Below are 23,260 nucleotides of genomic sequence, written 5' to 3'. Positions count from 1 at the left end.
CGGGAGTGGTCCATGGCCAAGGCCCAGTTCGCCGTCATCTTCGGCGAGCGCTTCATCAGGGCCATGGCGGCGTAATGTTCAACCGCCCGCCCACACACGGAAATCCTGACAGTGCCCGCACCGGCGCCGTCCCGCGCAGCCAACGGCACCGGGCTGAATGATCGCCGAACGGCCCTTACAGGTGGAAACCTGCGTAATATCCGAACCTCCCGACGGTCGCGTAGCCCGCTATCATCGGAGTTCCCTGCTCAACGATCGTGAACCTGCGTCTGTCAGGGCAGAACCAAGGCACCCGTGCGAGGAGTTTCGGACCATGAAGGCGATGGTATTGAACCGCGCGGGAACGCCGCTTGAGTGGACCGAGCTGCCCGATCGTGCACCCGGCCCCGGCGAAGTCGGGGTGAAGGTGCTTGCCTGCGGGGTTTGCCGCACCGACTTGCACGTTGTCGATGGCGAATTGCCCGACCCGAAATCGCCGATCATTCCCGGTCATGAGATCGTCGGTCGCGTCGACGCGATCGGTGCGGGCGTCGCAGACTTAGAAATAGGGGATCGGGTCGGCATCCCCTGGCTCGGCCACACTTGCGGCGTGTGCCTATATTGCCGGGAGCAGCGGGAAAATCTGTGCGATGCGCCACAATTCACGGGGTATACCCGGGATGGTGGGTTTGCGACCTCGGTGATCGCCGACGCACGCTTTGCTTTCCCGCTTGGAGAATCCGGTAGCGACGTGTCGCTGGCACCGCTTCTTTGCGCCGGGTTGATCGGCTGGCGGTCGCTTAAGATCGCGGGCGACGGCAAGCGGTTGGGAATTTACGGTTTTGGTGCGGCAGGCCATATCGTCGCGCAAGTCGCAAAATGGCAGGGACGTGCGGTCTTCGCCTTCACGCGGCCGGGCGACACACGAACGCAGGACTTTGCGCGAAGCCTGGGCGTGATTTGGGCGGGCGGGTCCGACGAAAGTCCGCCCGAACAGCTGGACGCCGCGATCATCTACGCGACGGCAGGTGATCTCGTTCCGATGGCGCTAAAGGCGGTCCGCAAGGGCGCGCGCGTGGTGTGCGCCGGGATTCATATGAGCGATATCCCGAGCTTCCCCTACGAAGCTCTCTGGGAAGAACGCCAACTCGTGTCGGTCGCCAATCTCACGCGGCAGGATGGAATCGATTTCCTCGGCCTTGTCCCCAAAATCGGGATCGCCGTAAAGACCACGGTCTACTCGCTCCAAAACGCCAATACGGCGTTGGACGATTTGCGGCATGGCCGGTTCGATGGTGCCGCGGTTTTGGTCCCGTGACACATCATCCGGATTTACAGGAAAAATGGTGGAGCCGAGGGGGATCGAACCCCTGACCTCTGCAATGCCATTGCAGCGCTCTCCCAGCTGAGCTACGGCCCCATCGCGTTTTCGAAGGTCCGTAAAACCGGACCTTCAGCGGGAAGGCGTCGCCCCTACCGAGGCGGCGCGCCCTTGGCAAGCGGCCAATGTGCCGCTTGCCAAAAAAATCATCGATTACGCCTGGAAATCAATGATCGTCGTCACTGGTCGGCGCTTCCACGCCGAGATCGTCATCACCGCCGAGATCGACCTCGTCGTCGGGCGAGGGCTCCTCGTCTTCACCGGTGTCCAGATCCTCGTCGTCACCGGCGAGATCGTCGTCCTTCTTGATCAGCTCCGGCTTGGCCTGCTCGAACGGCAGCGGCTGCTTCGACTTCAGGATCGGCTCGGGCTCCCAATGTGCGCCGCAGTTGATGCACGTGACGGGATCGTCCTTGCCCAGGTCATAAAAACGGGTGGCGCATTTCGGGCACGTACGCTTCGTGCCCCATTCCGGCTGGATCATATGCCGAGTTGACCTTCTTCAAGATGATAATGAGATCTTGCGACCGCGACGCCGCAAAGTGGGGCGCGCCTTGCCATAGCGCAAGCGCACTGTCAAAGCGCGGGGCCGATGGCACATCCTACTCCCGCTCCGCTTGAAGTCCAACCCTCTGGTCCGCTCACCGGTCGCGTTCGCGTTCCGGGCGACAAGTCGATCAGTCACCGCTCGCTGATGTTTTCGGCGCTCGCCGTCGGCACCAGTCGCGTCACCGGCCTACTGGAGGGCGAGGATGTTCTCGCCACCGCCGCCGCCTTGCGCGCAATGGGCGCAAGCATCGTCCGGGGCGACGATGGTGTGTGGACGATTGACGGCGTCGGCGTCGGTGGCCTGCTGCAGCCGACCAATGCGCTCGACATGGGCAATTCGGGCACCTCGACGCGGCTGCTGATGGGGCTGGTCGCCAGCCATCCCATTACAGCCACCTTCATTGGCGACGCCTCGCTGTCCAAACGTCCGATGGGGCGTGTCATCACGCCCTTGTCCGACATGGGAGCTCAGTTCACCCCCAGTCCGGGCGGCCGCTTGCCGCTGATGCTGCGCGGGATCTGCCCGGCCATCCCGATCACCTACACCCTGCCCGTCGCATCGGCGCAGGTGAAATCGGCGGTGCTGCTGGCCGGGCTCAACACGCCGGGGATCACCCGCGTGATCGAACCGATTGCGACGCGCGACCATAGCGAGCGGATGCTGCGCGGATTTGGCGCGAACGTGACGGTCGAGCCATCACCGCAAGGTCGGATCATCTCGATCACGGGGGAGGCTCAACTGCTTCCCCAGGAGATCGTCGTGCCCGGTGACCCCTCCTCTGCCGCCTTTCTGGTGGTCGCCGCGACGATCGTGCCGGGCTCGGACATCGTGGTCGAAAATGTCGGCCTCAACCCCACCCGCGCAGGTCTCTTTACGGCGCTCCGCATGATGGGTGCGAGCATCGAGGAACTCGACCGGCGCGAGGTCGGTGGTGAGCCCGTCGCCGATTTGCGCGTGCGCCATGCGGCCCTCACTGGCATCGAAATCCCGCCCGATCTCGCGCCCAGCATGATCGACGAATATCCCGTGTTGTTCGTCGCCGCCGCCTACGCATCCGGGCGGACGATCGCGCGCGGTGCCGACGAACTCCGCGTCAAGGAATCGGACCGCATCGCCGCAATGGCCGCCGCGCTCGGGGTGATCGGCGCGCGCGTCGAAGAGGTCGAGGATGGCATGATCATCGACGGTAGCGGCGGCGATCCCCTCCCCGGCGGGGGCACGGTGGCGACCTTGCTCGATCACCGAATTGCGATGAGCATGGCGGTTGCGGCGCTCCATTGCCGCAAAACCAACGCCGGTGCCGCGCTGACGCTCGACGATGCGAGCCCGGTCGCGACCAGTTACCCGGCGTTCTTCTCGCAGATCCGGCAATTGCAGGGCGACGCCCGGTGATCGATTCGTATGCGGCCGATATCATCGGCTTTGTCGGTGCCCTGACCATTCTCGCCGGGTTCGCGTATCAAACGCTGCGAAATGCCGCGCCCAACCTTCTGTCGAATGGTCTGAACTTTCTCGGCGCATCGCTGCTGGCGATATCGTTGATGGTCAACTACAACCTCCCCGCGCTCGCCCTCGAATTGGCCTGGGCGGTGATCGCGCTCCTTGGATTGGTTCGCATTTTGAGTTTTCGCCGATGATTATTGCTGTCGATGGACCCGCCGCGTCCGGCAAGGGCACGATCGCGCGCGCGCTCGCCCAGCATTATGGCCTGCCGCATCTCGACACCGGGCTGCTCTATCGTGCGGTCGCGGCGAATGTAGAGCGGTTGGAACTGGACGGTTCGATCGAGGCCGACGCTGTCGCCGCGTGCGATTTTGACGATGCCCTGCTCGACGATCCGATCCTGCGCACCGACGCGATCGGTTCGCTCGCCTCGATCGTGTCGGCGCATCCGCTGGTGCGCGCGGCATTGTTTCACCGGCAAAAGCGTTTCGCCTATCAACCCGGCGGCGCAGTGCTCGACGGGCGCGACATCGGCACGGTGATCGCCCCCGATGCCGACGCCAAGCTCTTCATCCGCGCGACGCCCAATATCCGCGCCAAGCGCCGCCATGCCGAGCTGCGCGCGCACGGTTCGACGATCAGCCTCGACAAGGTGCTGGCCGACATTCGCGCGCGCGACCTGCGCGATTCGACACGGTCCAACGCCCCGCTGGTTCCCGCCAACGACGCGGCCTTGCTCGACACCAGCTTCCTCTCGATCGAAGCCAGCGTGCAGCGCGCGATCGCGATCGTTGACGCCAGGCTTCAGGCGAAATCTGCTCAGGCTGAAGGATAGTCCCTCGCGCTCACTGCGGGTCGGCGGGCTTCGCTTCCCTGGCCAGCCGGGCGTCGAGGATGCTCGTGTAGCTGGCACTCAGTTTTCGGCAGGCGGCGGGATCTATGAACGGATTGGGCGTCGGGTGTCGCTCGAACTGCGCAAACGTCACATCCCCGCCGGAATTGTCCGGATGCGCGGTGAACAGAATATCGCACGGCAATGCGCCGACCCGGGCAATCGTCTGCCGGAACGTGGCGACGATGGCGCGGTGCGCCGGATCCGAGAAACGGTAGCCGTCCACCGATACCGGGTTGATGCTGGAGGCGAACACTATGTTCAGGCAGCGCCCAGCCTCGCAGGACCGCCACCGCCAACTCGTGCTTCCGGCGGCATGGCCGGGCGTGGCCACTGCGGTGACGTCGACTTTCCCCAGCCGGACTGCCTCGCCATCCTTCACCACTCGCAACGGGCCGGTAACGGCAGGAAGATTGGGTAATTGCCCGAATTGCGGGTCATCGGCATCGCTATGCCCCTGCCGAAGCGTTTTGGCGGCCGGCGCGCTGGCTATTATTGTCGCGCCGCTATCACGCGCAAGCGCGGCCAGCCCGCCGGCATGGTCATAATGCGGCTCGGTGCTGAGGATGAATTTCACGTCGCGCAGCTTGAAACCGAGCGTGCGAATATTGGCTTCGACCGCCGCGACCGATTGCGGGAGCGCCGCATCGATCAGGATCAGCCCCGCCCCGGTATCGATCAGCGCGACGTTCATCTTGCGGAAGCCGACGAGATAGGTGTTGCCGTAGATGCGCGTGGGTGACTGTGGTGCCAGCCAGCGCGCGGCGTAGTCGGCGGCGATCGGCCGGGTCAGCGGATCGTCGACGGCCTGCGCCACGGCGCTGCCGCCGATCATCAATAACGTGCCTATTGCAATCGCCGATCGATAATGCCGCATATCGCTCCCCTGTCTCTCCCGCATTGGTATAGCCAACGGCACCGTGCCTCAACGCCCCCCTACGGCTTGCCCGCAGTGGCATCTCACGCTATAGAGCGGTCGTCCGGTGAGCGGTGTTCACGGAGGCTGGCGCGACAGGCATGTCCTCTCGCGCCCTTTTCGCATTCGCGCGACTTGGCCCTCCCTGCCCCCAATCAACGGATGTCGGGCTGCGCATACGGCCACCCCGACACCATTGGCCAAGACCGCCGGAGACAACCGGCTGGCCGGAACATGATTTAGGAATACAAGACTTTATGGCCACTCAGGCAAACCCAACCCGCGACGATTTCGCCGCCCTTCTCGAAATGACGCTCGGCGGTGCCGACAGCTTCGAAGGCCGCGTCGTCAAGGGCACCGTCACCGCGATTGAAAACGACCTCGCCGTCATCGACGTCGGCCTGAAGTCGGAAGGCCGCGTTCCGCTGCGCGAATTCGCGATGCCGGGCCAGAAAGCCGATCTCAAGGTCGGTGACGAAGTCGAAGTGTTCGTCGACCGCGTCGAGAACGTGCACGGCGAAGCGATGCTGTCGCGCGACCGCGCCCGTCGCGAAGCCGCCTGGGACACGCTCGAAACCGAATTCGCCAAGACCGCCCGCGTCGAGGGCGTCATCTTCGGCCGCGTCAAGGGCGGCTTCACGGTCGACCTCAACGGTGCCGTGGCCTTCCTGCCGGGTTCGCAGGTCGACATCCGCCCCGTGCGCGACGTCACCCCGCTGATGGACATCCCGCAGCCGTTCCAGATCCTCAAGATGGACCGCAAGCGCGGCAACATCGTCGTGTCGCGTCGCGCGATCCTCGAAGAAACCCGCGCCGAGCAGCGTTCGGGCCTGATCCTCAGCCTCGCTGAAGGCCAGATCATCGACGGCGTCGTCAAGAACATCACCGATTACGGTGCGTTCGTTGACTTGGGCGGCATCGATGGCCTGCTGCACGTCACCGACCTGTCGTACAAGCGTGTGGGTCACCCGAGCGAGGTGCTGAACATCGGCGATACCGTCCGCGTTCAGATCATCCGCATCAACAAGGACACGCAGCGCATCTCGCTCGGCATGAAGCAGCTCGAGAGCGATCCGTGGGAAGGCGCTGCCGCCAAGTATCCGGTCGGCGCAAAGCTGTCGGGCCGCGTCACGAACATCACCGAATATGGTGCGTTCGTCGAGCTCGAGCCGGGCATCGAAGGCCTGGTCCACGTGTCGGAAATGTCCTGGACCAAGAAGAACGTCCATCCCGGCAAGATCGTGTCGACGAGCCAAGAAGTCGACGTCGTGGTCATCGAGGTCGATCCCGACAAGCGCCGCATCTCGCTCGGCCTCAAGCAGGCGATCAGCAACCCGTGGGAGGCCTTCGCTGAAGCGCATCCGATCGGCTCGACCGTTGAAGGCGAAGTCAAGAACGCGACCGAATTCGGTCTGTTCATCGGCCTCGACAACGACGTCGACGGCATGGTCCACATGTCGGACATCGCCTGGGGCGTGTCGGGCGAAGACGCCCTCAACCTGCATCGCAAGGGCGAGGTCGTTCAGGCGATCGTGCTCGACATCGATGCCGAGAAGGAGCGTATCTCGCTCGGCATGAAGCAGCTTGAGCGTGGCGCTCCGGCAGCGGGTGCGGCAGCGGCAGGCGGCAACGCTTCGTCGGGCCTCAGCAAAAACGCCATCGTCACGGTCACCGTGCTCGAAGTCCGCGATGCGGGTCTCGAAGTGCAGGTCGGCGACGACGGCGCGACCGGCTTCATCAAGCGCACCGACCTTGGCCGCGATCGCGACGAGCAGCGTCCCGAGCGCTTCCAGACCGGCCAGAAGTTCGATGCCATGGTCACCGGCTTCGACCGTTCGAAGAAGCCGACCTTCTCGATCAAGGCGATGCAGATCTCCGAAGAGAAGCAGGCCGTTGCACAATATGGCTCGTCCGACTCGGGCGCGTCGCTGGGCGACATCCTCGGTGCAGCGCTCAAGGCGCAGGGTGCCGACAGCAAGAAGTAAGCGTAAAGGGCGGGGTTATTCATCCAAATGGAGTAGCCCTGCCCTGTCTTTCCCCGTCGTTTCGTGGCTATCGTAAATGACAGAATTGCGATAAAAAACATGACCGAAGCGGCCTTTTTGTCCCGCAAGGGCATGGCCACGGCGGCAGGGGGAAACGACACGATGATCCGATCAGAACTGGTACAGACACTGGCTGCCGAAAATCCCGATCTGTCGCTGCGCGACATCGAGGCGCTGGTGACCACCTTTTTCGACGAGATCACGAAGCGACTGGCACTGGGCGGACGTGTTGAGCTCCGCGGCTTCGGTGCCTTTTCGACCCGTGCGCGCGATGCGCGCACCGGACGCAATCCCCGCACTGGCGAATTGGTCGATGTCGGCGCGAAGCGCGTCCCGTATTTCAAGCCCGGCAAAGAAATGCGCGCGCGTCTCAACGTCTAAGCGACTTGACGCAACCCGCGCGGTACGCTTGGAATTTCCGCACATGCGGACGTGGCGAAATTGGTAGACGCACGGGACTTAAAATCCCTCGCCCTCAGGGTGTGCGGGTTCGAGTCCCGCCGTCCGCACCATTTACATCTCTGAACCGATGCGCCCTGCCCTGGCAGGAGCAGGCGGTGCATCCCGGTCGCTTGAGCGTGGACCGGGACGAACGCCATAACCGGCGCACGGCTATGCCGTCTTGCTGCCCCACAGCGCGTAGAACAGCACATAGACCTCGCACGCGGCGGTCAGCAGGAAAGACGTCTGCAGGCCATAGCTGTCGGCCAGCCAGCCCTGCACGACGACGAGCGCGCCGCCCGCGATCGCCATGATCAGCAGGCCCGACCCTTCCTCGGTCAGCGGCCCCAGGCCCTTGATGCCGAGCGTGAAGATCGTCGGGAACATGATCGAGTGGAACAGCCCGACCGAGATCAGCGCCCACATCGCGACATGGCCGGTGGTGAAAGCGGCGATCAACATTACGATCGTCGCACCGACACTGGCCACCGCCAGCGCGTGCCCGGCATCGACCCGCTGCATCGCGAACGCCCCGATCAAACGGCCCACCATCATACCGCCCCACAACAGGAACAGATAGTTGGAGGCCTGCTGGTGCGTCAGGTTGCCGATTTCGGGCTGCGACACGAAGTTGATGAACAGGTTGCCGACGCCGATCTCGGCGATCAGGTAAATGAAGATCGCCGGGATGCCGAGCACGAGATTGCGGTGCTGCCACAGGGGATGATGCGCGATGCGATAGCCGAGCGACTTGCCCGAGGGGGGTGCTTTGGCGGCGCGCTGCGTCGCGACGCCCATCGGCGGCAGCGGATAGCGCGCGATGATGACGGCCAGCACCGCAAGAACAACGGCGACGATGACATAAGGCAGCACGACCGATTGCGCGTCGGCCAGCCGCTCGGCCGGGGTCAAGGCGGCAGCTCCTGCCGCAGCCGTTCCCGACGTCGTGCGGCCAAGGATCAGATAGCCGCCGAACAACGGCGCGAGCGTCGCCCCTGCTGAATTGAATGCCTGCACCAGGTTCAACCGCGATGACGCGGTCTCGGGCTTGCCCAGCACCGAAACATAGGGGTTGGCAGCGACCTGTAGCAGCGTGATCCCACTGGCGATTACGAACAGGGCGAACAGCGTCACTTCATAGGAAGGAAGCTTCGCCGCGGGCACCATGATCAGCGCGCCCACCGCCATCATCCCCAGACCAATCACCATCGAGCGCTGATAGCCGACCCGTTCGATCACCATCGCCGACGGGATCGAGGCGAAGAAATAGGCGATGAACCAGACCGATTCGATCAAGGTGGTCTGGGTGTAGCTCAGCGCGAACACGCTGCGCAGGTGCGGCAACAGTGTACCGTTGATGACGGTGATGAAGCCCCACATGAAGAACAGGCTGGCAAGCAGTGCCAGCGCCCGCCCTGCTTTTGGTCCGCTCGCGCCTTCCGATATCCGCGCCGTTGGGGCCACCATCGCCATTACCCGTCTCTCCTGAATCAATCCTCTATTGTCTGAGTATATGTGGCCAGCGAGCGCGTCAAACGCCGATCGCGCGACGGATGGCGCACCATATCAGCGCGCGCCCGCTATGGTCGATTCAATCGTCGAAGGGGTCCGTATCGCGGCGGCGGCAGCGCAGGAATGCGTCGGCGACCAGTCGCAGCGGAGTGCGATCGACATCGCTCTCGCCTTTTGCGATCAGCGCGGCAAAATGATGATAGAGCGCGGCATATTCGGCTTCGGGGGCACTTTCCCGCGCCATGCCGTTGATCGTCAAGCGACTGCCGCCATGCGTCAGCATCAGTGTGCCGTCATCGGTATCGACGACAATATCCCATGTCTGTGGGCCGGTCTGCCGCCAATCGAACACGGCGTGGACCGGTGCACCGCTCATCCCGATCATGTTGAGCTCGGCGGCGATCGGCGCGGCACGGTTTGCGGGGAAGTCGAGCGTGCCGTCGTGCAAATAGAAATGGCGCGGCAGGATCCGCGTCGCAATCGACAGCGCGTTGATGCCCGGATCGAACACACCGAGCCCGCCCGGCTCCCAGATCCATTGCTGCCCGGGATGCCAGCGCCGGACATCTTCTTTCCAGGTGATCTCGACATGGTTGATGCGCCGCTCGGTGAGCCACGCGCGGGCGTCGTGCACCGCAGGCGCAAAGCGCGAATGCCATGCCGCGAACAGCGTCGTGCCGGCAGCGTCAGACAAGCGCGTCAGCGCTTCGACTTCGGACAGGGTCGCGCCAGGCGGCTTTTCCAGCAGCACATGCTTGCCCGCGCGGATCGCCTGCACTGCGGCATCGAACCGCACCTGCGGCGGCTGGCACATCGCGATCGCGTCGATCGCGATGTCGGCATTGAGCATGGCCTCTACCGACGCGAACACCGGCACATCGGCGAGCGTCCCTGCCAGCGTTGCCGCCGCGACCAATTCGAACTCGGGCGACCCGGCGATCGCGGGCAAATGCTGGTCATGGGCAATCTTGCCGAGCCCAACGATGGCGACGCGGATCGCGCTCACAGCGTTTTTACCGACACGGGCGTGGCGGGTTCCGCGCCGATCGGGTTGCGCACGGGATAGTGGAATGGGGCCGCAGCAATCTCGAAGATGTCGCCCGGTTGGGTGTGAACCGCGTCGCTGAACGACAGCGTCGCCGTGCCGAAGAAATGAACGTGTACGTCGCCCGGACGCCGGAACAGCGCATATTTGAAATGGTGATGCTCAAGGTTGGCGATGCTGTGCGACATGTTCGCTTCGCCCGATACGAACGGCTTTTCCCATAGGACAGTACCATCGCGAAGTATCTTGCTGGTGCCCTCGACATGCGACGGCAACGGCGTGATCAGCAATTCCGGGCCGAGCGCCGCGGGCCGCAATTTGGAATGGGCGAGCCACAGATAATTGCCGCGCTCCGTGACATGATCGGAAAATTCATTGGCGAGCGCAAACCCGAGCCGCACCGGGGTGCCATCCTCATCGATCAGGTAGATGCCAGCAATTTCCGGCTCCTCCCCCGCATCGAGCGCGAACGCCGGGGACGGTAGCGGCGCGTCGGGCGCGATCAACGCGCTGCCATCGCCCTTGAAGAACCACTCGGGCTGGGCACCGACCGCGTCTCCCTCGGGCTTGCCGCCCGCCACCCCCATCAGGAACATCTTCATCGAATCGGTTTGCTGCGCGGCATCATCGATCGCACGGTGCATCTTGTCGCGCCCTTCGGCCGAACCGAGGTGCGTCAGCCCGGTGCCGGTCATCAACAAATGCGCGCTATCGGGATGGTCGATCGGTGCGAGCACGGTGACACGCGACAGGTCGACCGGTTCGCCCTCGCCAAGCGCCTCGACCATCTCGACCAGACTGTGCCGCTCGGCAAGCGCGCGGCGCGCCAATTCCACCACCGTAGTCACCCCCGGAACCGTTCGCAGCATGTCGCCCTGCGCGACGACCACCGCACGCGCGCCATCTGGCTGGCGGATCTGAATCAGCGAAACCGTCACTCTATCTCTCCGTCGTTCGGGCCGGTCGGGCAGTCGGCATAATCGCGCAAGGTGCCCTTTGCATCTATTTTGTCTGAGTATATAGCAAGTTCAAACTGGTCAACGATGGGAGAGTTTATGCGGCGCCACGGTCTGGGTTGGACGAAGACAACGCTACTCGCAGCGCTCGTAACGTGCGTCGCGACACCGGCCTTCGCCGCGACGGCGGAACGACGCCCCTTTGGCACACTGGCCGACGGGACCGCAGTCGAAGCCGTGACGCTGAAGGGCGCAAACGGCGTCAGCGCGACGATCATTTCTTTCGGCGCGACGCTGCAAGCGTTGAAAGCGCCCGACCGAGACGGCAAGATCGCCGATGTCGAACTCGGCTATGACGATCTGCAAAGCTATGTCGATCGTCCCAATTTCTGGGGTGCGAGCGTGGGCCGCTATGCCAACCGCATCGCGGGCGGACGCTTCATCCTGGACGGGAAGACCATTCAGCTTGCGCAGAACGATAAGGGCAACTCGCTGCACGGCGGCACCAAGGGCTTCGACAAACGGCCGTGGCGCGTGGTCTCGGTAACCTCCGGTCCTACCGCGCGCGTGACGTTTGCGTTGACAAGCGCGGCGGGTGATCAGGGGTATCCCGGCACGCTCGCGGTCACCGCCAGCTATGCACTCGACGATGCGGGCAACCTGACGATCGACTATGATGCGACCAGCGACGCGCCGACGATCGTCAACCTCACCAACCACGCGATCTTCAATCTCTCCGGCGAAGGCGCGCCGCAGGGTGCCCTGCAACACCGGCTGACCATCCCCGCCGCCCGCTACACGCCCGTCAATGCGCAACTGATCCCGACAGGCGTGCTGAAGCCCGTCGCGGGCAGCGTGTTTGATTTCACGCACGGGCGCGTGCTTCAGGATGGCATACGCGACGGCACCGACCCGCAAATCGTGTTCGGCCGCGGCTATGATCACAATTTCGTGCTCGATGCCGGGCGGACCAAGGAGCCCAAGCTTGCCGCGCGGCTGGAAGATCCGGCCTCGGGTCGCGTGCTTGAGGTGTTGACGACCGAACCCGGCGTTCAGCTCTACACCGGCAATTTCCTGGACGGCACGCTGATCGGCAAAAGCGGGCACCTGTACCGCATGGGCGACGGCATCGCGCTCGAGCCGCAACTGTTCCCCGACACGCCCAACCAACCGGCGTTCGGATCGGCGCGCGTCGATCCCGCCAATCCCTATCACCACCGGATGGTCTTCCGGCTGTCGACCACGCGCTGACGCGCAGCGACGCGACCCGTTCGGACGGGCGACGTGCGATCTACGCCGTCGCTCGCGCCGCCCGGAAGGCGCTAACCAACGCACGCCCGCGCGCGCCGGTGTCTTCCGCCGAACGACCCGGCGCATAAAGCGAGGAGCCGATGCCGAAGCCCGTCGCCCCGGCTGCACAATAAGCGGCCATCGTCTCGGCATCGATGCCGCCCACCGGGAACACCGGCATCGCCTTCGGCAACACCGCCCGCATCGCCTTCAAGCCTTGCGGACCGGCGACTTCGGCAGGAAAAAGCTTCAATCCATCGGCCCCCGCGTCAATTGCGGCAAAGGCTTCGGTTGGGGTGAAGAAGGCGGGCAGCGACACCAGCCCCAGCGCCTTGGTCGCGCGGATCACGTCGGTATTGCAATTGGGCGAGATCACGATCTGCCCGCCTGCATCCTGGACGCGTTGCACATCGTCCGGGTGCAGCACCGTCCCCGCCCCGACCAGCGCGGTATCCCCCAGCGTATCGACGATGGCGCGGATGCTCACAAACGGCTCGGGTGAGTTGAGCGGCACTTCCAGGCACCGGAACCCGCAATCGAACAGGGCGCGGGCGACCGGCCCCGCCTCGCCCGGCGTGAGCCCCCGCAGGATCGCGATGAGCGGAAGCTCGTCCAGCAAGTCGTCGAAGGTCATCGGATCTCCTTTCCAATCGTCCACAGTCCGGCGGCGGTGGCCGCATCGCCATCGACGAGGTCGATGTCGGTTCGCCCGGCAAGGGCGAAGGCGGTGCGATAGCGCGCACTGAGCGCTGGATCGCCGATCATCGTGATCGTGCCGTGCGCTGCCCCCATCATCGCGCCGAGCTCGGCCCCGATCAGCAGGCCCGACAGATACGCCGCAACCTCCCGCGTAGAAAGCTTCCCCAGCAGCACCTCCGCACGCGCCGAGAATAGCAGCATCGACACCGCCGGATCTGCCAGCGCGCGGTTCACGCCACGGGCAAAGGCACCCGCGGTGTCATGCTCGCCCGGATCCTCCGCCAAACGACCCAGCAACGAATGTCGCAGCAATACGGCGTAAAGCTCGCCGGTCATCGCCGTACGAAAGCCCGTTACGCGCCCGGCGTCCAGCATCGCCCATTTGCTGTGCGTTCCGGGCAGCACGACCACCCCGTCGCGCACGCCCGCACCCAGAATCTGCGTTTCCTCTCCGCGCATCACGTCGCCCAGTCGAACCGGCTGATCGACCGAGAGCCCGGGCACGATGTGGCACTGGCCAAGCGCGGTATCGAAGCCCTGCGTCGCCGCTGCGAGCGCGACCGGATCGGCCGGGCATGGCAGATAGGCGGCCTCGTGCCAGCCATTGCGGCTTCCGATCATGCCGGCCAATACGATCACCGGCCGATCGCCGATCCACCCGTCGATCAACGTGCCCAAGACCGCCTCGAACGCGCCATCCTCGATCGTCGCGATGCCACGCGATGAGACGCGCCGTTCGATCACCTTCCCCGTTGCGTCGAAGCGAAAACCTCGCAGGTTGGACGTGCCCCAGTCGATGCCGATCAATCCCGTCATTGCGGCAGCACTTCCCGCGCCACACGATCCATGATTGCAACGTCCGCCATGACACCTCCGGGTTTTCGGGGAACACGCCCACTTGAGCAAAAACCGCTGTGCGGCGTCATGTTCGACTCCCCACCGGCTGACAAGTCCGCCGCGCAACCTCGTGCAGCATTCGGCGTTGAGCCGGGGGACAGTTGCAGCGTACGTATTCATCCCCTCCCCTAATTCTATCGACAAGGCGCGCAGACATGGCCGAGCACAAGGACCTTCCCCACGCTTCCGGTCCCGCTGGCGGCTGGGGTTCGCTGCGGGGAATCGCGCACGCTTATGGCGACGCCTTGCCCAGCCCCGCCGCCTTGCGCAGCCTCGGGCGAATCAACAAGCCCAAGGGCGTGATGTGCGTGTCCTGCGCCTGGCCCAAGCCCGCCAATTATTCGGCGTTCGAATTTTGCGAAAACGGCGCGAAGGCGACGCTGTGGGAGCTCACCAGCGCACGCTGCACCCCCGCCTTTTGGGAAGAAGACAGCCACACCGTCACCGCACTGCGCGACTGGAAGGACCATGATCTCGAAAAGACCGGCCGCCTGACACACCCGCTGCGCTACAATGCCGCGACCGACCGCTATGAGGAAGTGTCGTGGAACGAAGCCTTCGCCGCGATTGGCGCGACGCTGAACGCGCTCCCCAAAAATAGCGCGGTGTTCTACGCTTCGGGCCATGCCGGGCTCGAAGCCTCCTATCTCTACGCGCTGCTCGCGCGCGTTCACGGCACCAACAACCTGCCGCAAAGCTCCAACATGTGTCACGAGACCACCTCGGTCGGGCTGACCAAGGTGATCGGCTCGCCCGTCGGCACGATCGTGTGGGAGGATCTCGCCGAAACCGACGCCTTCTTCGTGTTCGGCCAGAACCCCGGCACCAATAGCCCGCGCTTCCTCCACCCGATGAAGGAATTGAAGGATCGCGGCGGCAAGATCGTCACCTTCAACCCCGTCATCGAACAAGGCCTCGTCTCCTTCGTCGATCCGCAAAGCCCGGCCGCGATGCTCACCGGCAAGGAGACCAAGATCTCCGACCAATATCATCAGGTGAAGGCCGGCGGCGACATCGCCGCGATCCTTGGCCTGTGCAAATGCGTAGTCGAGGCCGACGATGCCGCCAGGGCGGCGGGCACGGCGGAAGTGATCGACCACGCCTTCGTTGAACAGCACACCACCGGCTTCGACAGCTTCATCCAGTCCTGCCGCGACGCCGATTGGGCCGAGATCGAGCGCGAATCCGGCCTGAGCGAAGCCGCGCTGCGCGAGGCCGCCGAAGTCTATATCGCCGCCGAAAAGGTGATCGGCGTGTATGGCATGGGCCTGACGCAGCACGCGCACGGCGCGCTGAACATTGCGATGCTGGTCAATTTGCTGCTGCTGCGCGGCAATATCGGTCGCCCCGGCGCCGGCTGCTGCCCGGTGCGCGGACACAGCAATGTGCAGGGCCAGCGTACCGTCGGCATTGCCGAAAAGGCACATCTCGTCCCGCTCGACAAATTGAAGGAGCTGTTCGGCTTCGATCCGCCGACCGAGGACGGCATGAATATCGTCCACGCCGCCGAGGCGTTGTTCGAGGGCAAGGTGAAGGCGTTCATCTCGCTCGGCGGCAATCTGGTGCGCGCCGTGCCCGATCAGCACCGGATGGAGGCCGCCTGGGCGGCGCAAGACCTCAGCGTGATGGTTTCGACCAAGCTCAACCGCAGCCACCTGTTCCCCGCCAAACAGGCCTATATCCTGCCCTGTCTCGGCCGTTTCGAAACCGACGCGCAAGCGACCGGGCCGCAGACCATCACCAGCGAGGACAGCTTTTCGATGATCAGCGCCTCGATCGGCTATCGCCCGCCCGTGTCGGAGAGCGTGAAGAGCGAGTTGGCGATCGTCGCGGGTATCGCCAAGGCGACGCTACCGCCGCTGCCCGCGCTGCAATGGGACGCCTGGACCGGCGATTACGCGCTGGTACGCGATTTGATCGAGCGTACCTATCCCGACGATTTCCGCGATTATAACAAGCGCATGTATCAGGCCGGCGGCTTCTATCGCGGCAATGGCGCGCATGAGCGGGTGTGGAAGACGCCCGAGGGCAAAGCGGTGTTCACCACGCCCGGCGCGCTCAATTCGGTCGGCTTCCAGGATGCACCCGGCCGCTATCGCCTCATCACGATGCGCTCCAACGATCAGTTCAACACCACGATTTACGGCTATTCGGATCGGCTGCGCGGGCTCGAAGGCTCGCGCGATATCGTGCTGATGTGCCCGGAGGACATGGCCGAAGCCGGGCTCACCGATGGCCAGACGATTACGCTGGTGACCGACGTCGCCGACGGCCACGACCGCCGCCTGACCGGCCTTACACTGACCGCCTACCAGCTCCCGCGCGGCACGATCGCGGGTTATTACCCCGAGTGTAACGTGCTGGTGCCGATGCAGCACCATGACGAACTGTCGGGCACGCCCGCTTCGAAATCGGTGCCGGTGCGAGTGGAGGCGAGGTGATGGCCGCTTCGCGTTCGCTGGCCAAGCCGCGCTTTTGCGCATAGCAACAGACCGATGGTTTCCAGCAAAGATACTTCAAAAAGCGACGACGATCTCGGTGCGGCCGACGCGACCGACCTTCATCGCACGGTGCGCGAAGAGGGCGAGACGGCGGTCAACCGTCCGGCCGCCGCCTTGTTGTGGTCGGGCCTTGCAGCGGGCATCGCGATCAACGCTTCGCTGTTGTTCGAGGGTGCGCTGTACGCGCATTTGCCCGATGCGCCGTGGCGGCCGACGGTGGTGTCGCTCGGCTACCCGATCGGATTTTTGATCGTCGTGCTCGGACGGATGCAGTTGTTCACCGAAAGCACAATCACCGCAATGCTGCCGCTCGCGACCAAGCCGTCGCTCGCGGCACTGGGGCGGACGCTTCGGCTGTGGGCGCTAGTCATCCTCGCCAACCTTGCAGGCACCGCATTGGTCGCGTCGGCAATGGCGAGCGGGCTGATAGGGGACGATGCATTACGCGCCGCGATGATCGCGGTTTCGGCCAAGGTGATGACGCTTGGCGCGGGCGCGACCTTCCTCAACGCCATCCCGGCTGGCTTCTTCATCGCGATCCTCGCCTGGACCCTGCCCGGGGCCCGCGCCCAGTCCTTTCTGATCATCAGCGCGATCACCTATCTCGTCGCGCTCGCGGGATTCAGCCATTCGATCGTCGGCTCGTCCGAGGTGTTCCTGCTGATCTTCAGCGGCAAGGCATCGGCGCTCGCGCTGATCGCGGCGTCGTTGATCCCGGCCATCCTCGGCAATCTGCTCGGCGGAGCCGGCATCTTCGCCCTGCTTGCGCACGCGCAGGTGCGCAGCGATGCGGAGGCGAAATGAGGCTGCCATGCGTTTGCTAGGCGCGATCCTTGCCGGGGGGCGGTCACGCCGCTTCGGCACCGACAAAGCGGTGGCGCAGTGGAACGGCGCGCCGTTGCTCGCGCACTGCGTCGCCGCGCTGTCGCCACAGGTCGATCATGTGGTGCTGTGCGGACGGGAGTGGGAGGGCCTGGAGCGCGTGGCCGACCGGCCGGAACCCGGCCTCGGGCCATTAGGGGCGCTCAACGCTGCGCTGCATTATGGTGCCCGTCACGGATATGACGCGGTGCTGACCGTGCCCGTCGATGTCCATCCCTTGCCGACCACGCTACGGCGCTTGCTGGAGGGGGAGGACGCAGCCGTGCTGAACCGGCAGACGGCGATCGGCTGGTGGCCAACCGCGCTAGCCGCCCAGCTCGACGCGCACATCGCCGCAGGCGGGCGCTCGCTCGAATCCTGGATCGCACTTGCGGGAAGCCGCCGGGTGGATGATTCGAACCTGGATCTGGTCAATATCAACCGCCCCGACGATCTCAGCCAATTGACTATGGCGGTTCGCGATGTCCCGGTGCTGCGCGTCGCCTACGATGACACACCGGGTGACTGGATCGATCGCGCGGTCCCGGTCGAAGCGCCGATCGCGCTCGAATATAACGGGATCGGCTATGCCGTGATGATGGGCACGCCCACCGATCTGGCCGACTTTGTCGCGGGCTTCACGATCAGCGAAGGCCTGGCGACGCTCGACGAACTCACCGAACCAAGCATCGTTGCGGTCGATGGCGGCTGGATCGTGCGCGCCGAACTTCCGCAACGCTCCACCCCTCGCGTCGTCGCGCGGGCGCGCACCCGCGTGTCGGAAAGCGGCTGCGGCATTTGCGGTATCGACAGCATCGCCGCCGCGCTCGCCCCGCTTTCCCCCGTCACGGCCAGAATATCGCTGGAGCGTACAGCCATAGCGCGGGCGCTCGGCCAGTTGCGCCACCATCAACGGCTCGGCCGTGCGACCGGCGCGACTCATGCTGCGGCCTTTTGCAGCCCGCTCGGCGATATCGTGCTCGCGCGCGAAGACGTGGGCCGCCACAATGCGCTCGACAAATTGATCGGAGCGCTTGCGCGCCATGGCATTTCGAGCGCCACGGGCTTCGTGTTGCTATCGGCGCGGTGCAGCCAGGAGCTGGTGGAAAAGACGGTCCGCGCGGGTTTCCCGATGCTGATCACCATCAGCGCCCCCACCAGCCTTGCGATCGATCGCGCGCGCGAGGCAGGGCTGGCGCTCGCCGTCATCGCACGGGACGACACGATGTTGATCGCGCACGATCCGCACCGGTCGTTCGGTTAAACCGGGCACACAACCGATCTAAACGACCGGGTGGCGCGGGCCGCGACCGGGTGGCACAAGGATGGCCATGACCCGCCTACGCCTGCCCCTTTTGATGGTTCGCCCTATCGCCCTGGTCTCGCTCGCCGCGCTCGCCGGGTGCGGCCCGCGTGGTGACGACGGCCCGGTGACGGTCAGCGCTATCGGCAGCAATCCCGTACTGGCCGACCCGGCGCGCGGTGCGCTGGACACCCCTGCCAGGCTCCTGCTCGACGCGACCGCACAGGGCCTCGTCCGCTTCGACGCAAGCGGCCAGATCGAACCGGGTATTGCCGAGCGCTGGAGCGTGATCGACCAAGGCAGAAGCTACATCTTCCGCTTGCGCGACAGCGAGTGGAATGACGGGGAAAGGGTCACCGCTGCCGAAGTGGTGAAGGTGCTGCGCCGTCAGCTCGCGCCCGGGTCGCATAACGTTTTGCGCCCTTATCTGACCGCAATCGACGAAATCGTCGAGATGACGCCCGAGGTGATCGAGATCCGCCTGAAGCGGCCGCGTCCGGACCTTCTGAAACTGTTCGCACAGCCCGAACTTGCGATTTTTCGCATTCGGCCACCCGGCGGAAGTGGGCCGTTTCGGGCGACCGCGCAGCGCGGTCGCAGTGTCTTGCTGCGTCCCGCGTTCGACCCCGCGCGCAGCCCGGACGACGACGTGGTCGAACCCTCTGCCGCCGCCAGTATCCATTTGATTGGCGAACGCGCGGCACGCGCCATCGTTCGCTTCGAGCGGCGCGAGGCGCAACTTGTCACCGGCGGTACTTTCACCGATTGGCCGCTTGTCGAGCTTACCCAGATCGCGCCCATCAACCGACGGCTCGATCCATCGGCTGGCGTGTTCGGCCTGGCGATTGTCAGCCGGGAAGGCGTGCTCGCTGATCCCGCCAATCGCGCGGCCATCGCTCAGGCATTTGACCGCGCGGCCTTCGCCGCCGCCATTGCCCCCGATTGGGCACCGGTATCGCAATTGCTGCCCGAGCAACTCGATTCGGCGGCCCCCCCGGCAAGCCCCGCATGGGCGCAAGCCGAAAGCGGCCCGCCCCAAGAGGCCGTGACTCGCATCGCCCAATGGAAGGCCGCGCATCCGGGCGAAATCGCGCTGCGCGTCGCGCTCCCCGACGGCCCGGGCGCAACCTTGCTCTACGGCTATATCGGCGCGGCGTTGGTATCGCTGGGAATCGCGCCCGAGCGGGTTGCCGCCGATGCACCGGCCGACCTCCGCCTGATCGACGCGGTCGCGCCCTATGACAGCGCCCGCTGGTACGTGGCAACCGCGTGCCAATTGTGCAGCGAGGCGACCCAAACTGCGATCGACGCCGCCCGCGATGCGGATTCGCCGCGGATGCGCGCGCAGCAAATTGCCATTGCCGATGCAGCGCTCGCCAATGAGGTGGCCTTCATTCCGATCGCGCGTCCGCTTCGTTGGTCGCTGGTGAGTATCCGATTGAAAGCCTGGACCGGGAACTCCCGCGCGTGGCACCCGTTGAATCATCTCCGCAGCGACACCAATTGAGATGACATGGCCGACACCACAACTCGCATGAGCCCCCCGCCCCTCGGTGCGTTCGCTTTCAGCTATGCCGGGCGCGATCCGGCGGCGGTGCGCAAGCGGATCGAGGCGATGGAGCATTTGCTCGAAGGGCTGTTCACGGTGCCGTTGCTCAATCGCAAAATTGGCCTCGACGTGATCCTGGACCTGATCCCGATCGGTGGCGACGCGATCGGGGCAGCGATGGGCGCGTGGATGGTGTGGGAAGCGCGTAACCTCGGCATGTCGAAGCTCCAGATGGCGCGGATGTTCGGCAATGTCGGGATCGATTTTCTGCTGGGCATCATTCCGGTGGTGGGTGCCGTTCCCGATTTCCTGTTCCGCTCGAATACGCGCAACCTGAAGATCATCAAACGCCATCTCGACAAGCATCACCCATCGACCGCCACCATCGTCGGCTGACCGCGCGGTGGCGGGAAGGCGATCAGCGCTTCCCGCGCCAGACCTTCACCGTCGCGGTGTCGGCAACACCGCCCGAACCCGCCTCGCAGCGCGTATAGGCAAAGCGCTTGTCGAGGCACAGCCATAGCTCGTCGAGCCACCCGCGTTCGTTGACGGTGACACGCACGGCGTTGGCCGGTAGCCCCGGATTGGCCGCCGCGATCGCTTCCGCCAAGTGTCCGGCGTTCAGCGGCTTGCGCGACAGGGCGTCCATGTCGGGATAGTGGAGCTTGGCGTAAAGGTCGGTCGATTTGCTGAAATAGGCGTCAGCTGTGGTGCCCATGCACGTGCCGTGCTTGGCCCATTCGTGTTGGAGCAATTGTGGCGAGGGCGTCGAGCAGACGTGCTGCTTGATCAGCGCCGCGGGCAACAACGCCGTGGACGTGCAATATTGCGGCCACTCCTTCCCCACGCCGTCGGGCCACAAACCATGCAACGTGAAGCCGAACCGGTTGCCGCTCTGGCATTGGAATTTGGCAGAGGGATCGCGGAAATTGTTGTGGCAATATTCCGGTGCCCAGGTCAGCGCGAGCGTATAGCCGGTGATCGGGCGCAGTCGCTGCGGCTGGCTCGCCGAGGCGACGTCGGGGTGCGGGCGCGGCAGCGTGGTGGGGACAGTGCATTGATAGCTTTGCGCCTGCACTGCCACCGGCAGCATCGCCAGCACGCCACATCCGATCGCCAGAGAAATCCGCATCGTCCGCACCCTCATGCTGCCGTGAAATCGAGCCCGATATCAGCCGCCGGAGCCGACTGCGTCAAGCGCCCGACGCTGACATAGGTAACCCCGGTCGCGGCGATCGCGCCGATCGTATCGAGCCGCACCCCGCCCGACGCTTCGGTCGGCACGCGCCCGGCAACCTGCGCCACCGCCGTGCGCAGTGTGGCCACGTCCATATTATCGAGCAGCAGATGCGTTGCCCCCGCCGCAAGCGCCGGTTCGATCTGGTCCAGCGCATCCACCTCGACGATGATCCGCGCGATCCCTGCGGCCTTCGCCCGCGCAATCGCCGGACCTACGCCGCCTGCGACCGCGACATGATTGTCCTTGATCATAGCGGCGTCCCACAGGCCCATGCGGTGGTTGGTCGCCCCGCCCATCCGCGTCGCATATTTCTCCAGCGCGCGCAGGCCAGGTATGGTCTTGCGTGTATCGAGCAAAGTCGCGCCGGTGCCCGCAATCGCCTCGACATAGGTGCGTGTCATCGTCGCGATGCCCGACAGATGCTGCACCGTGTTGAGCGCCGAGCGCTCCGCCGTCAGCATCGCCCGCGCGCGTCCCTGGAGGCGCAACAGATCGGTGCCCGCCGCCACCGCTTGCCCGTCCTCGACCAGCCGCTCGATCTCCACATCCGGGTCCAACGCGCGGAAAAACGCCTCGGCGATCGGCAACCCCGCGACGACGATCGCATCGCGGCTGTCCATCACCCCGGTAAACCGCGCATCCGCCGGGATCACCGCAGCAGAGGTAATGTCCCCGCCCGGCCCCAAATCCTCGGCCAGCGTCGCCTGCACGAAGCTTGCGAGGTCGAAACGGTCGAGCTGAAAGGTCATGCCTTTACAGGACCCAGGTCGCCCTGCCCCACCGTGCCGCTGGCCATGGCGAGCATCGCGTCGAGGCTCTTCTTGGCTTGTAGCCGCAGCCCTTCCTCAATTTCCACGCGCGGGGTCAGGTCGCGCAGGGCGAGGTAGAGTTTCTCCAGCGTGTTCAGCGCCATGTACGGGCAGACATTGCAGTTGCAATTGCCGTCCGCGCCGGGCGCGCCAATGAAGTTCTTGAGCGGCGCGGCCTTTTCCATCTGGTGGATGATGTGCGGCTCGGTCGCGACGATCAGCGTGTCGCCCGCCATGGCATCGGCATAGGCCAAAATGCCGCTGGTCGAGCCGACATAATCGGCATGGTCGAGGATATAAGGCGGGCATTCGGGGTGCGCCGCGACCGGCGCGCCGGGGTGCTGCAATTGCAGCTTGAGCAATTCGGTTTCGCTGAACGCCTCGTGCACGATGCACACGCCCGGCCACAGCAGCATCTCGCGCCCGGTCTTGCGCGCCAGATAACCGCCCAGATTCTTGTCCGGCCCGAAGATGATTTTCTGGTCGAGCGGGATCTGGCTGAGGATCTTTTCCGCCGAAGACGATGTGACGATCACGTCGGAGAGCGCCTTCACCTCGGTCGAGCAGTTGATATAGGTCAGCGCGATATGATCCGGGTGCGCGGCGCGGAACGCGGCGAACTGGTCGGGCGGGCAACTGTCCTCCAGGCTGCACCCGGCATCCATGTCGGGCAGCACCACGATCTTGTCGGGGCTCAGGATCTTGGCGGTCTCGGCCATGAAGCGCACGCCGCAAAAGGCGATGACATCGGCATCGGTCGCCGCTGCCTTGCGCGACAGATCGAGGCTGTCGCCGACGAAATCGGCCAGATCCTGGATTTCGGGCTTCTGGTAATAATGCGCCAGGATCACGGCGTTGCGTTCCTTGCGCAGCCGGTCGATCTCAGCCCTCAAATCGAGCCCGGTCAGGCTTCCGCCGATACCACCACGTGCGTCCATCACCATGCTCCCG

The 23,260-nt window shown here is 64.8% G+C and carries 22 protein-coding genes and 2 tRNA genes; 13 read left to right on the top strand and 11 right to left on the bottom strand.

The annotated features are described in order from the left end of the window. Nucleotides 1-313 precede the first annotated feature (313 nt). Nucleotides 314-1,297, top strand: coding sequence for a zinc-dependent alcohol dehydrogenase family protein (locus ACP7BL_RS14875; protein ID WP_426258705.1), 984 nt, complete (start codon nt 314-316; stop codon nt 1,295-1,297). Between the two features lie 26 nt (nt 1,298-1,323). Here ACP7BL_RS14875 and ACP7BL_RS14870 read toward each other — a convergent pair. Together ACP7BL_RS14870 and ACP7BL_RS14865 are read right to left on the bottom strand one after the other, a co-directional pair. After that, a tRNA-Ala gene (locus tag ACP7BL_RS14870) sits at nt 1,324-1,399 on the bottom strand. Nucleotides 1,400-1,526: 127 nt separating this feature from the next. Further along, nucleotides 1,527-1,844: a TIGR02300 family protein gene (locus tag ACP7BL_RS14865; protein WP_126847345.1), complete on the bottom strand. Its 318-nt coding sequence runs from the start codon at nt 1,842-1,844 to the stop codon at nt 1,527-1,529. 108 nt (nt 1,845-1,952) lie between these two features. On the opposite strand from ACP7BL_RS14865, the gene aroA reads away from it, so the two are divergent. The 3 genes from aroA to ACP7BL_RS14850 are packed head-to-tail and all read left to right on the top strand — an operon-like array spanning nt 1,953 to nt 4,188. Beyond that, the gene (gene aroA, locus ACP7BL_RS14860) at nt 1,953-3,302 is read left to right on the top strand and encodes a 3-phosphoshikimate 1-carboxyvinyltransferase (RefSeq protein ID WP_426258704.1); all 1,350 of its coding nucleotides are present in this window, start codon (nt 1,953-1,955) and stop codon (nt 3,300-3,302) included. Continuing rightward, nucleotides 3,299-3,547 carry a CBU_0592 family membrane protein gene (locus tag ACP7BL_RS14855; RefSeq protein WP_426258703.1) on the top strand — a complete coding sequence of 83 codons (249 nt, stop codon included), beginning with the start codon at nt 3,299-3,301 and terminating at the stop codon, nt 3,545-3,547. Before aroA ends, ACP7BL_RS14855 begins: the two co-directional genes overlap by 4 nt. Continuing rightward, the gene (locus ACP7BL_RS14850) at nt 3,544-4,188 is read left to right on the top strand and encodes a (d)CMP kinase (RefSeq protein ID WP_126847340.1); all 645 of its coding nucleotides are present in this window, start codon (nt 3,544-3,546) and stop codon (nt 4,186-4,188) included. Before ACP7BL_RS14855 ends, ACP7BL_RS14850 begins: the two co-directional genes overlap by 4 nt. A gap of 10 nt (nt 4,189-4,198) precedes the next feature. Here ACP7BL_RS14850 and bla read toward each other — a convergent pair whose 3' ends face one another. Next, entirely contained in the window at nt 4,199-5,122 is a 924-nt protein-coding gene (bla, locus tag ACP7BL_RS14845; protein WP_426258702.1) for a subclass B3 metallo-beta-lactamase, read from the bottom strand. Between the two features lie 296 nt (nt 5,123-5,418). On the opposite strand from bla, the gene rpsA reads away from it, so the two are divergent. From rpsA to ACP7BL_RS14830, 3 genes are all read left to right on the top strand, one after another. Then, nucleotides 5,419-7,146, top strand: coding sequence for a 30S ribosomal protein S1 (gene rpsA / locus ACP7BL_RS14840; protein ID WP_426258701.1), 1,728 nt, complete (start codon nt 5,419-5,421; stop codon nt 7,144-7,146). 162 nt (nt 7,147-7,308) lie between these two features. Continuing rightward, nucleotides 7,309-7,587 carry an integration host factor subunit beta gene (locus tag ACP7BL_RS14835; RefSeq protein WP_033963205.1) on the top strand — a complete coding sequence of 93 codons (279 nt, stop codon included), beginning with the start codon at nt 7,309-7,311 and terminating at the stop codon, nt 7,585-7,587. A gap of 45 nt (nt 7,588-7,632) precedes the next feature. Further along, nucleotides 7,633-7,718, top strand: a tRNA-Leu gene (locus ACP7BL_RS14830). A gap of 100 nt (nt 7,719-7,818) precedes the next feature. On the opposite strand, the gene ACP7BL_RS14825 is transcribed toward ACP7BL_RS14830, so the two are convergent. The 3 genes from ACP7BL_RS14825 to araD1 form a co-directional block, all read right to left on the bottom strand. After that, complete coding sequence (locus ACP7BL_RS14825; protein WP_426258700.1) at nt 7,819-9,120, bottom strand: sugar MFS transporter; 1,302 nt, start codon at nt 9,118-9,120, stop codon at nt 7,819-7,821. A 118-nt stretch (nt 9,121-9,238) separates the two neighbouring features. Beyond that, nucleotides 9,239-10,165 (bottom strand): Gfo/Idh/MocA family protein, encoded by a 927-nt coding sequence (locus ACP7BL_RS14820; RefSeq protein WP_426258699.1) that lies wholly within the window; start codon nt 10,163-10,165, stop codon nt 9,239-9,241. Continuing rightward, a complete protein-coding gene (gene araD1, locus ACP7BL_RS14815) occupies nt 10,162-11,142 on the bottom strand; it encodes an AraD1 family protein (RefSeq protein ID WP_426258698.1) in 981 nt (326 codons plus the stop codon). Before araD1 ends, ACP7BL_RS14820 begins: the two co-directional genes overlap by 4 nt. Before the next feature lie 117 nt (nt 11,143-11,259). On the opposite strand from araD1, the gene ACP7BL_RS14810 reads away from it, so the two are divergent. Beyond that, the gene (locus ACP7BL_RS14810; protein WP_426258697.1) at nt 11,260-12,411 is read left to right on the top strand and encodes an aldose epimerase family protein; all 1,152 of its coding nucleotides are present in this window, start codon (nt 11,260-11,262) and stop codon (nt 12,409-12,411) included. 40 nt (nt 12,412-12,451) lie between these two features. Here ACP7BL_RS14810 and ACP7BL_RS14805 read toward each other — a convergent pair whose 3' ends face one another. Then, complete coding sequence (locus ACP7BL_RS14805; protein ID WP_426258696.1) at nt 12,452-13,084, bottom strand: 2-dehydro-3-deoxy-6-phosphogalactonate aldolase; 633 nt, start codon at nt 13,082-13,084, stop codon at nt 12,452-12,454. Continuing rightward, on the bottom strand, nt 13,081-13,965 hold the full coding sequence (locus ACP7BL_RS14800) for a 2-dehydro-3-deoxygalactonokinase (protein ID WP_426258695.1): 885 nt from the start codon (nt 13,963-13,965) through the stop codon (nt 13,081-13,083). The genes ACP7BL_RS14805 and ACP7BL_RS14800 overlap by 4 nt, the downstream gene beginning before the upstream one ends. Before the next feature lie 236 nt (nt 13,966-14,201). On the opposite strand from ACP7BL_RS14800, the gene ACP7BL_RS14795 reads away from it, so the two are divergent. The 5 genes from ACP7BL_RS14795 (at nt 14,202) to ACP7BL_RS14775 (ending at nt 20,656) form a co-directional block, all read left to right on the top strand. Continuing rightward, nucleotides 14,202-16,487 (top strand): FdhF/YdeP family oxidoreductase, encoded by a 2,286-nt coding sequence (locus ACP7BL_RS14795; RefSeq protein ID WP_426258694.1) that lies wholly within the window; start codon nt 14,202-14,204, stop codon nt 16,485-16,487. 54 nt (nt 16,488-16,541) lie between these two features. Continuing rightward, nucleotides 16,542-17,351, top strand: a complete 810-nt coding sequence (locus ACP7BL_RS14790; RefSeq protein ID WP_033963213.1) for a formate/nitrite transporter family protein — start codon at nt 16,542-16,544, stop codon at nt 17,349-17,351. Nucleotides 17,352-17,358: 7 nt separating this feature from the next. After that, nucleotides 17,359-18,672, top strand: coding sequence for a formate dehydrogenase accessory sulfurtransferase FdhD (gene fdhD, locus ACP7BL_RS14785; protein ID WP_426258693.1), 1,314 nt, complete (start codon nt 17,359-17,361; stop codon nt 18,670-18,672). 67 nt (nt 18,673-18,739) lie between these two features. Then, nucleotides 18,740-20,218 carry an ABC transporter substrate-binding protein gene (locus ACP7BL_RS14780; RefSeq protein WP_185867632.1) on the top strand — a complete coding sequence of 493 codons (1,479 nt, stop codon included), beginning with the start codon at nt 18,740-18,742 and terminating at the stop codon, nt 20,216-20,218. 27 nt (nt 20,219-20,245) lie between these two features. After that, the gene (locus tag ACP7BL_RS14775) at nt 20,246-20,656 is read left to right on the top strand and encodes a DUF4112 domain-containing protein (RefSeq protein WP_426258692.1); all 411 of its coding nucleotides are present in this window, start codon (nt 20,246-20,248) and stop codon (nt 20,654-20,656) included. A gap of 22 nt (nt 20,657-20,678) precedes the next feature. Here ACP7BL_RS14775 and ACP7BL_RS14770 read toward each other — a convergent pair whose 3' ends face one another. From ACP7BL_RS14770 to nadA, 3 genes are read right to left on the bottom strand one after another with little or no spacing between them, the layout of a single operon-like run. Then, on the bottom strand, nt 20,679-21,392 hold the full coding sequence (locus ACP7BL_RS14770) for a ribonuclease T2 family protein (protein ID WP_126847326.1): 714 nt from the start codon (nt 21,390-21,392) through the stop codon (nt 20,679-20,681). A gap of 11 nt (nt 21,393-21,403) precedes the next feature. Further along, a complete protein-coding gene (gene nadC / locus ACP7BL_RS14765) occupies nt 21,404-22,249 on the bottom strand; it encodes a carboxylating nicotinate-nucleotide diphosphorylase (RefSeq protein WP_033963221.1) in 846 nt (281 codons plus the stop codon). Next, nucleotides 22,246-23,247 (bottom strand): quinolinate synthase NadA, encoded by a 1,002-nt coding sequence (gene nadA / locus ACP7BL_RS14760; protein WP_126847324.1) that lies wholly within the window; start codon nt 23,245-23,247, stop codon nt 22,246-22,248. Before nadA ends, nadC begins: the two co-directional genes overlap by 4 nt. Nucleotides 23,248-23,260: the final 13 nt, after the last annotated feature.

It is taken from the genome of Sphingomonas sp. DC1600-2, from assembly GCF_049897605.1.
Classification (GTDB): Bacteria; Pseudomonadota; Alphaproteobacteria; order Sphingomonadales; family Sphingomonadaceae; genus Sphingomonas.
Note: the sequence above shows the minus strand (reverse complement) of the source record. Positions and strands in the feature narration are given on the sequence as shown.

What these genes read in the sequence shown, in the direction of transcription:
- ACP7BL_RS14875 (WP_426258705.1), top strand. Translation starts at nt 314, where the DNA reads ATGAAGGCGATGGTATTGAACCGCGCGGGAACGCCGCTTGAGTGGACC.
- ACP7BL_RS14810 (WP_426258697.1), top strand. Translation starts at nt 11,260, where the DNA reads ATGCGGCGCCACGGTCTGGGTTGGACGAAGACAACGCTACTCGCAGCG.
- ACP7BL_RS14800 (WP_426258695.1), bottom strand. Translation starts at nt 13,965, where the DNA reads ATGACGGGATTGATCGGCATCGACTGGGGCACGTCCAACCTGCGAGGT.
- aroA (WP_426258704.1), top strand. Translation starts at nt 1,953, where the DNA reads ATGGCACATCCTACTCCCGCTCCGCTTGAAGTCCAACCCTCTGGTCCG.
- nadC (WP_033963221.1), bottom strand. Translation starts at nt 22,249, where the DNA reads ATGACCTTTCAGCTCGACCGTTTCGACCTCGCAAGCTTCGTGCAGGCG.
- ACP7BL_RS14795 (WP_426258694.1), top strand. Translation starts at nt 14,202, where the DNA reads ATGGCCGAGCACAAGGACCTTCCCCACGCTTCCGGTCCCGCTGGCGGC.
- fdhD (WP_426258693.1), top strand. Translation starts at nt 17,359, where the DNA reads ATGCGTTTGCTAGGCGCGATCCTTGCCGGGGGGCGGTCACGCCGCTTC.
- ACP7BL_RS14775 (WP_426258692.1), top strand. Translation starts at nt 20,246, where the DNA reads ATGAGCCCCCCGCCCCTCGGTGCGTTCGCTTTCAGCTATGCCGGGCGC.
- ACP7BL_RS14835 (WP_033963205.1), top strand. Translation starts at nt 7,309, where the DNA reads ATGATCCGATCAGAACTGGTACAGACACTGGCTGCCGAAAATCCCGAT.
- ACP7BL_RS14865 (WP_126847345.1), bottom strand. Translation starts at nt 1,844, where the DNA reads ATGATCCAGCCGGAATGGGGCACGAAGCGTACGTGCCCGAAATGCGCC.
- ACP7BL_RS14780 (WP_185867632.1), top strand. Translation starts at nt 18,740, where the DNA reads ATGACCCGCCTACGCCTGCCCCTTTTGATGGTTCGCCCTATCGCCCTG.
- nadA (WP_126847324.1), bottom strand. Translation starts at nt 23,247, where the DNA reads ATGGACGCACGTGGTGGTATCGGCGGAAGCCTGACCGGGCTCGATTTG.
- ACP7BL_RS14850 (WP_126847340.1), top strand. Translation starts at nt 3,544, where the DNA reads ATGATTATTGCTGTCGATGGACCCGCCGCGTCCGGCAAGGGCACGATC.
- rpsA (WP_426258701.1), top strand. Translation starts at nt 5,419, where the DNA reads ATGGCCACTCAGGCAAACCCAACCCGCGACGATTTCGCCGCCCTTCTC.
- ACP7BL_RS14805 (WP_426258696.1), bottom strand. Translation starts at nt 13,084, where the DNA reads ATGACCTTCGACGACTTGCTGGACGAGCTTCCGCTCATCGCGATCCTG.
- bla (WP_426258702.1), bottom strand. Translation starts at nt 5,122, where the DNA reads ATGCGGCATTATCGATCGGCGATTGCAATAGGCACGTTATTGATGATC.
- ACP7BL_RS14825 (WP_426258700.1), bottom strand. Translation starts at nt 9,120, where the DNA reads ATGGCGATGGTGGCCCCAACGGCGCGGATATCGGAAGGCGCGAGCGGA.
- ACP7BL_RS14770 (WP_126847326.1), bottom strand. Translation starts at nt 21,392, where the DNA reads ATGCGGATTTCTCTGGCGATCGGATGTGGCGTGCTGGCGATGCTGCCG.
- ACP7BL_RS14790 (WP_033963213.1), top strand. Translation starts at nt 16,542, where the DNA reads ATGGTTTCCAGCAAAGATACTTCAAAAAGCGACGACGATCTCGGTGCG.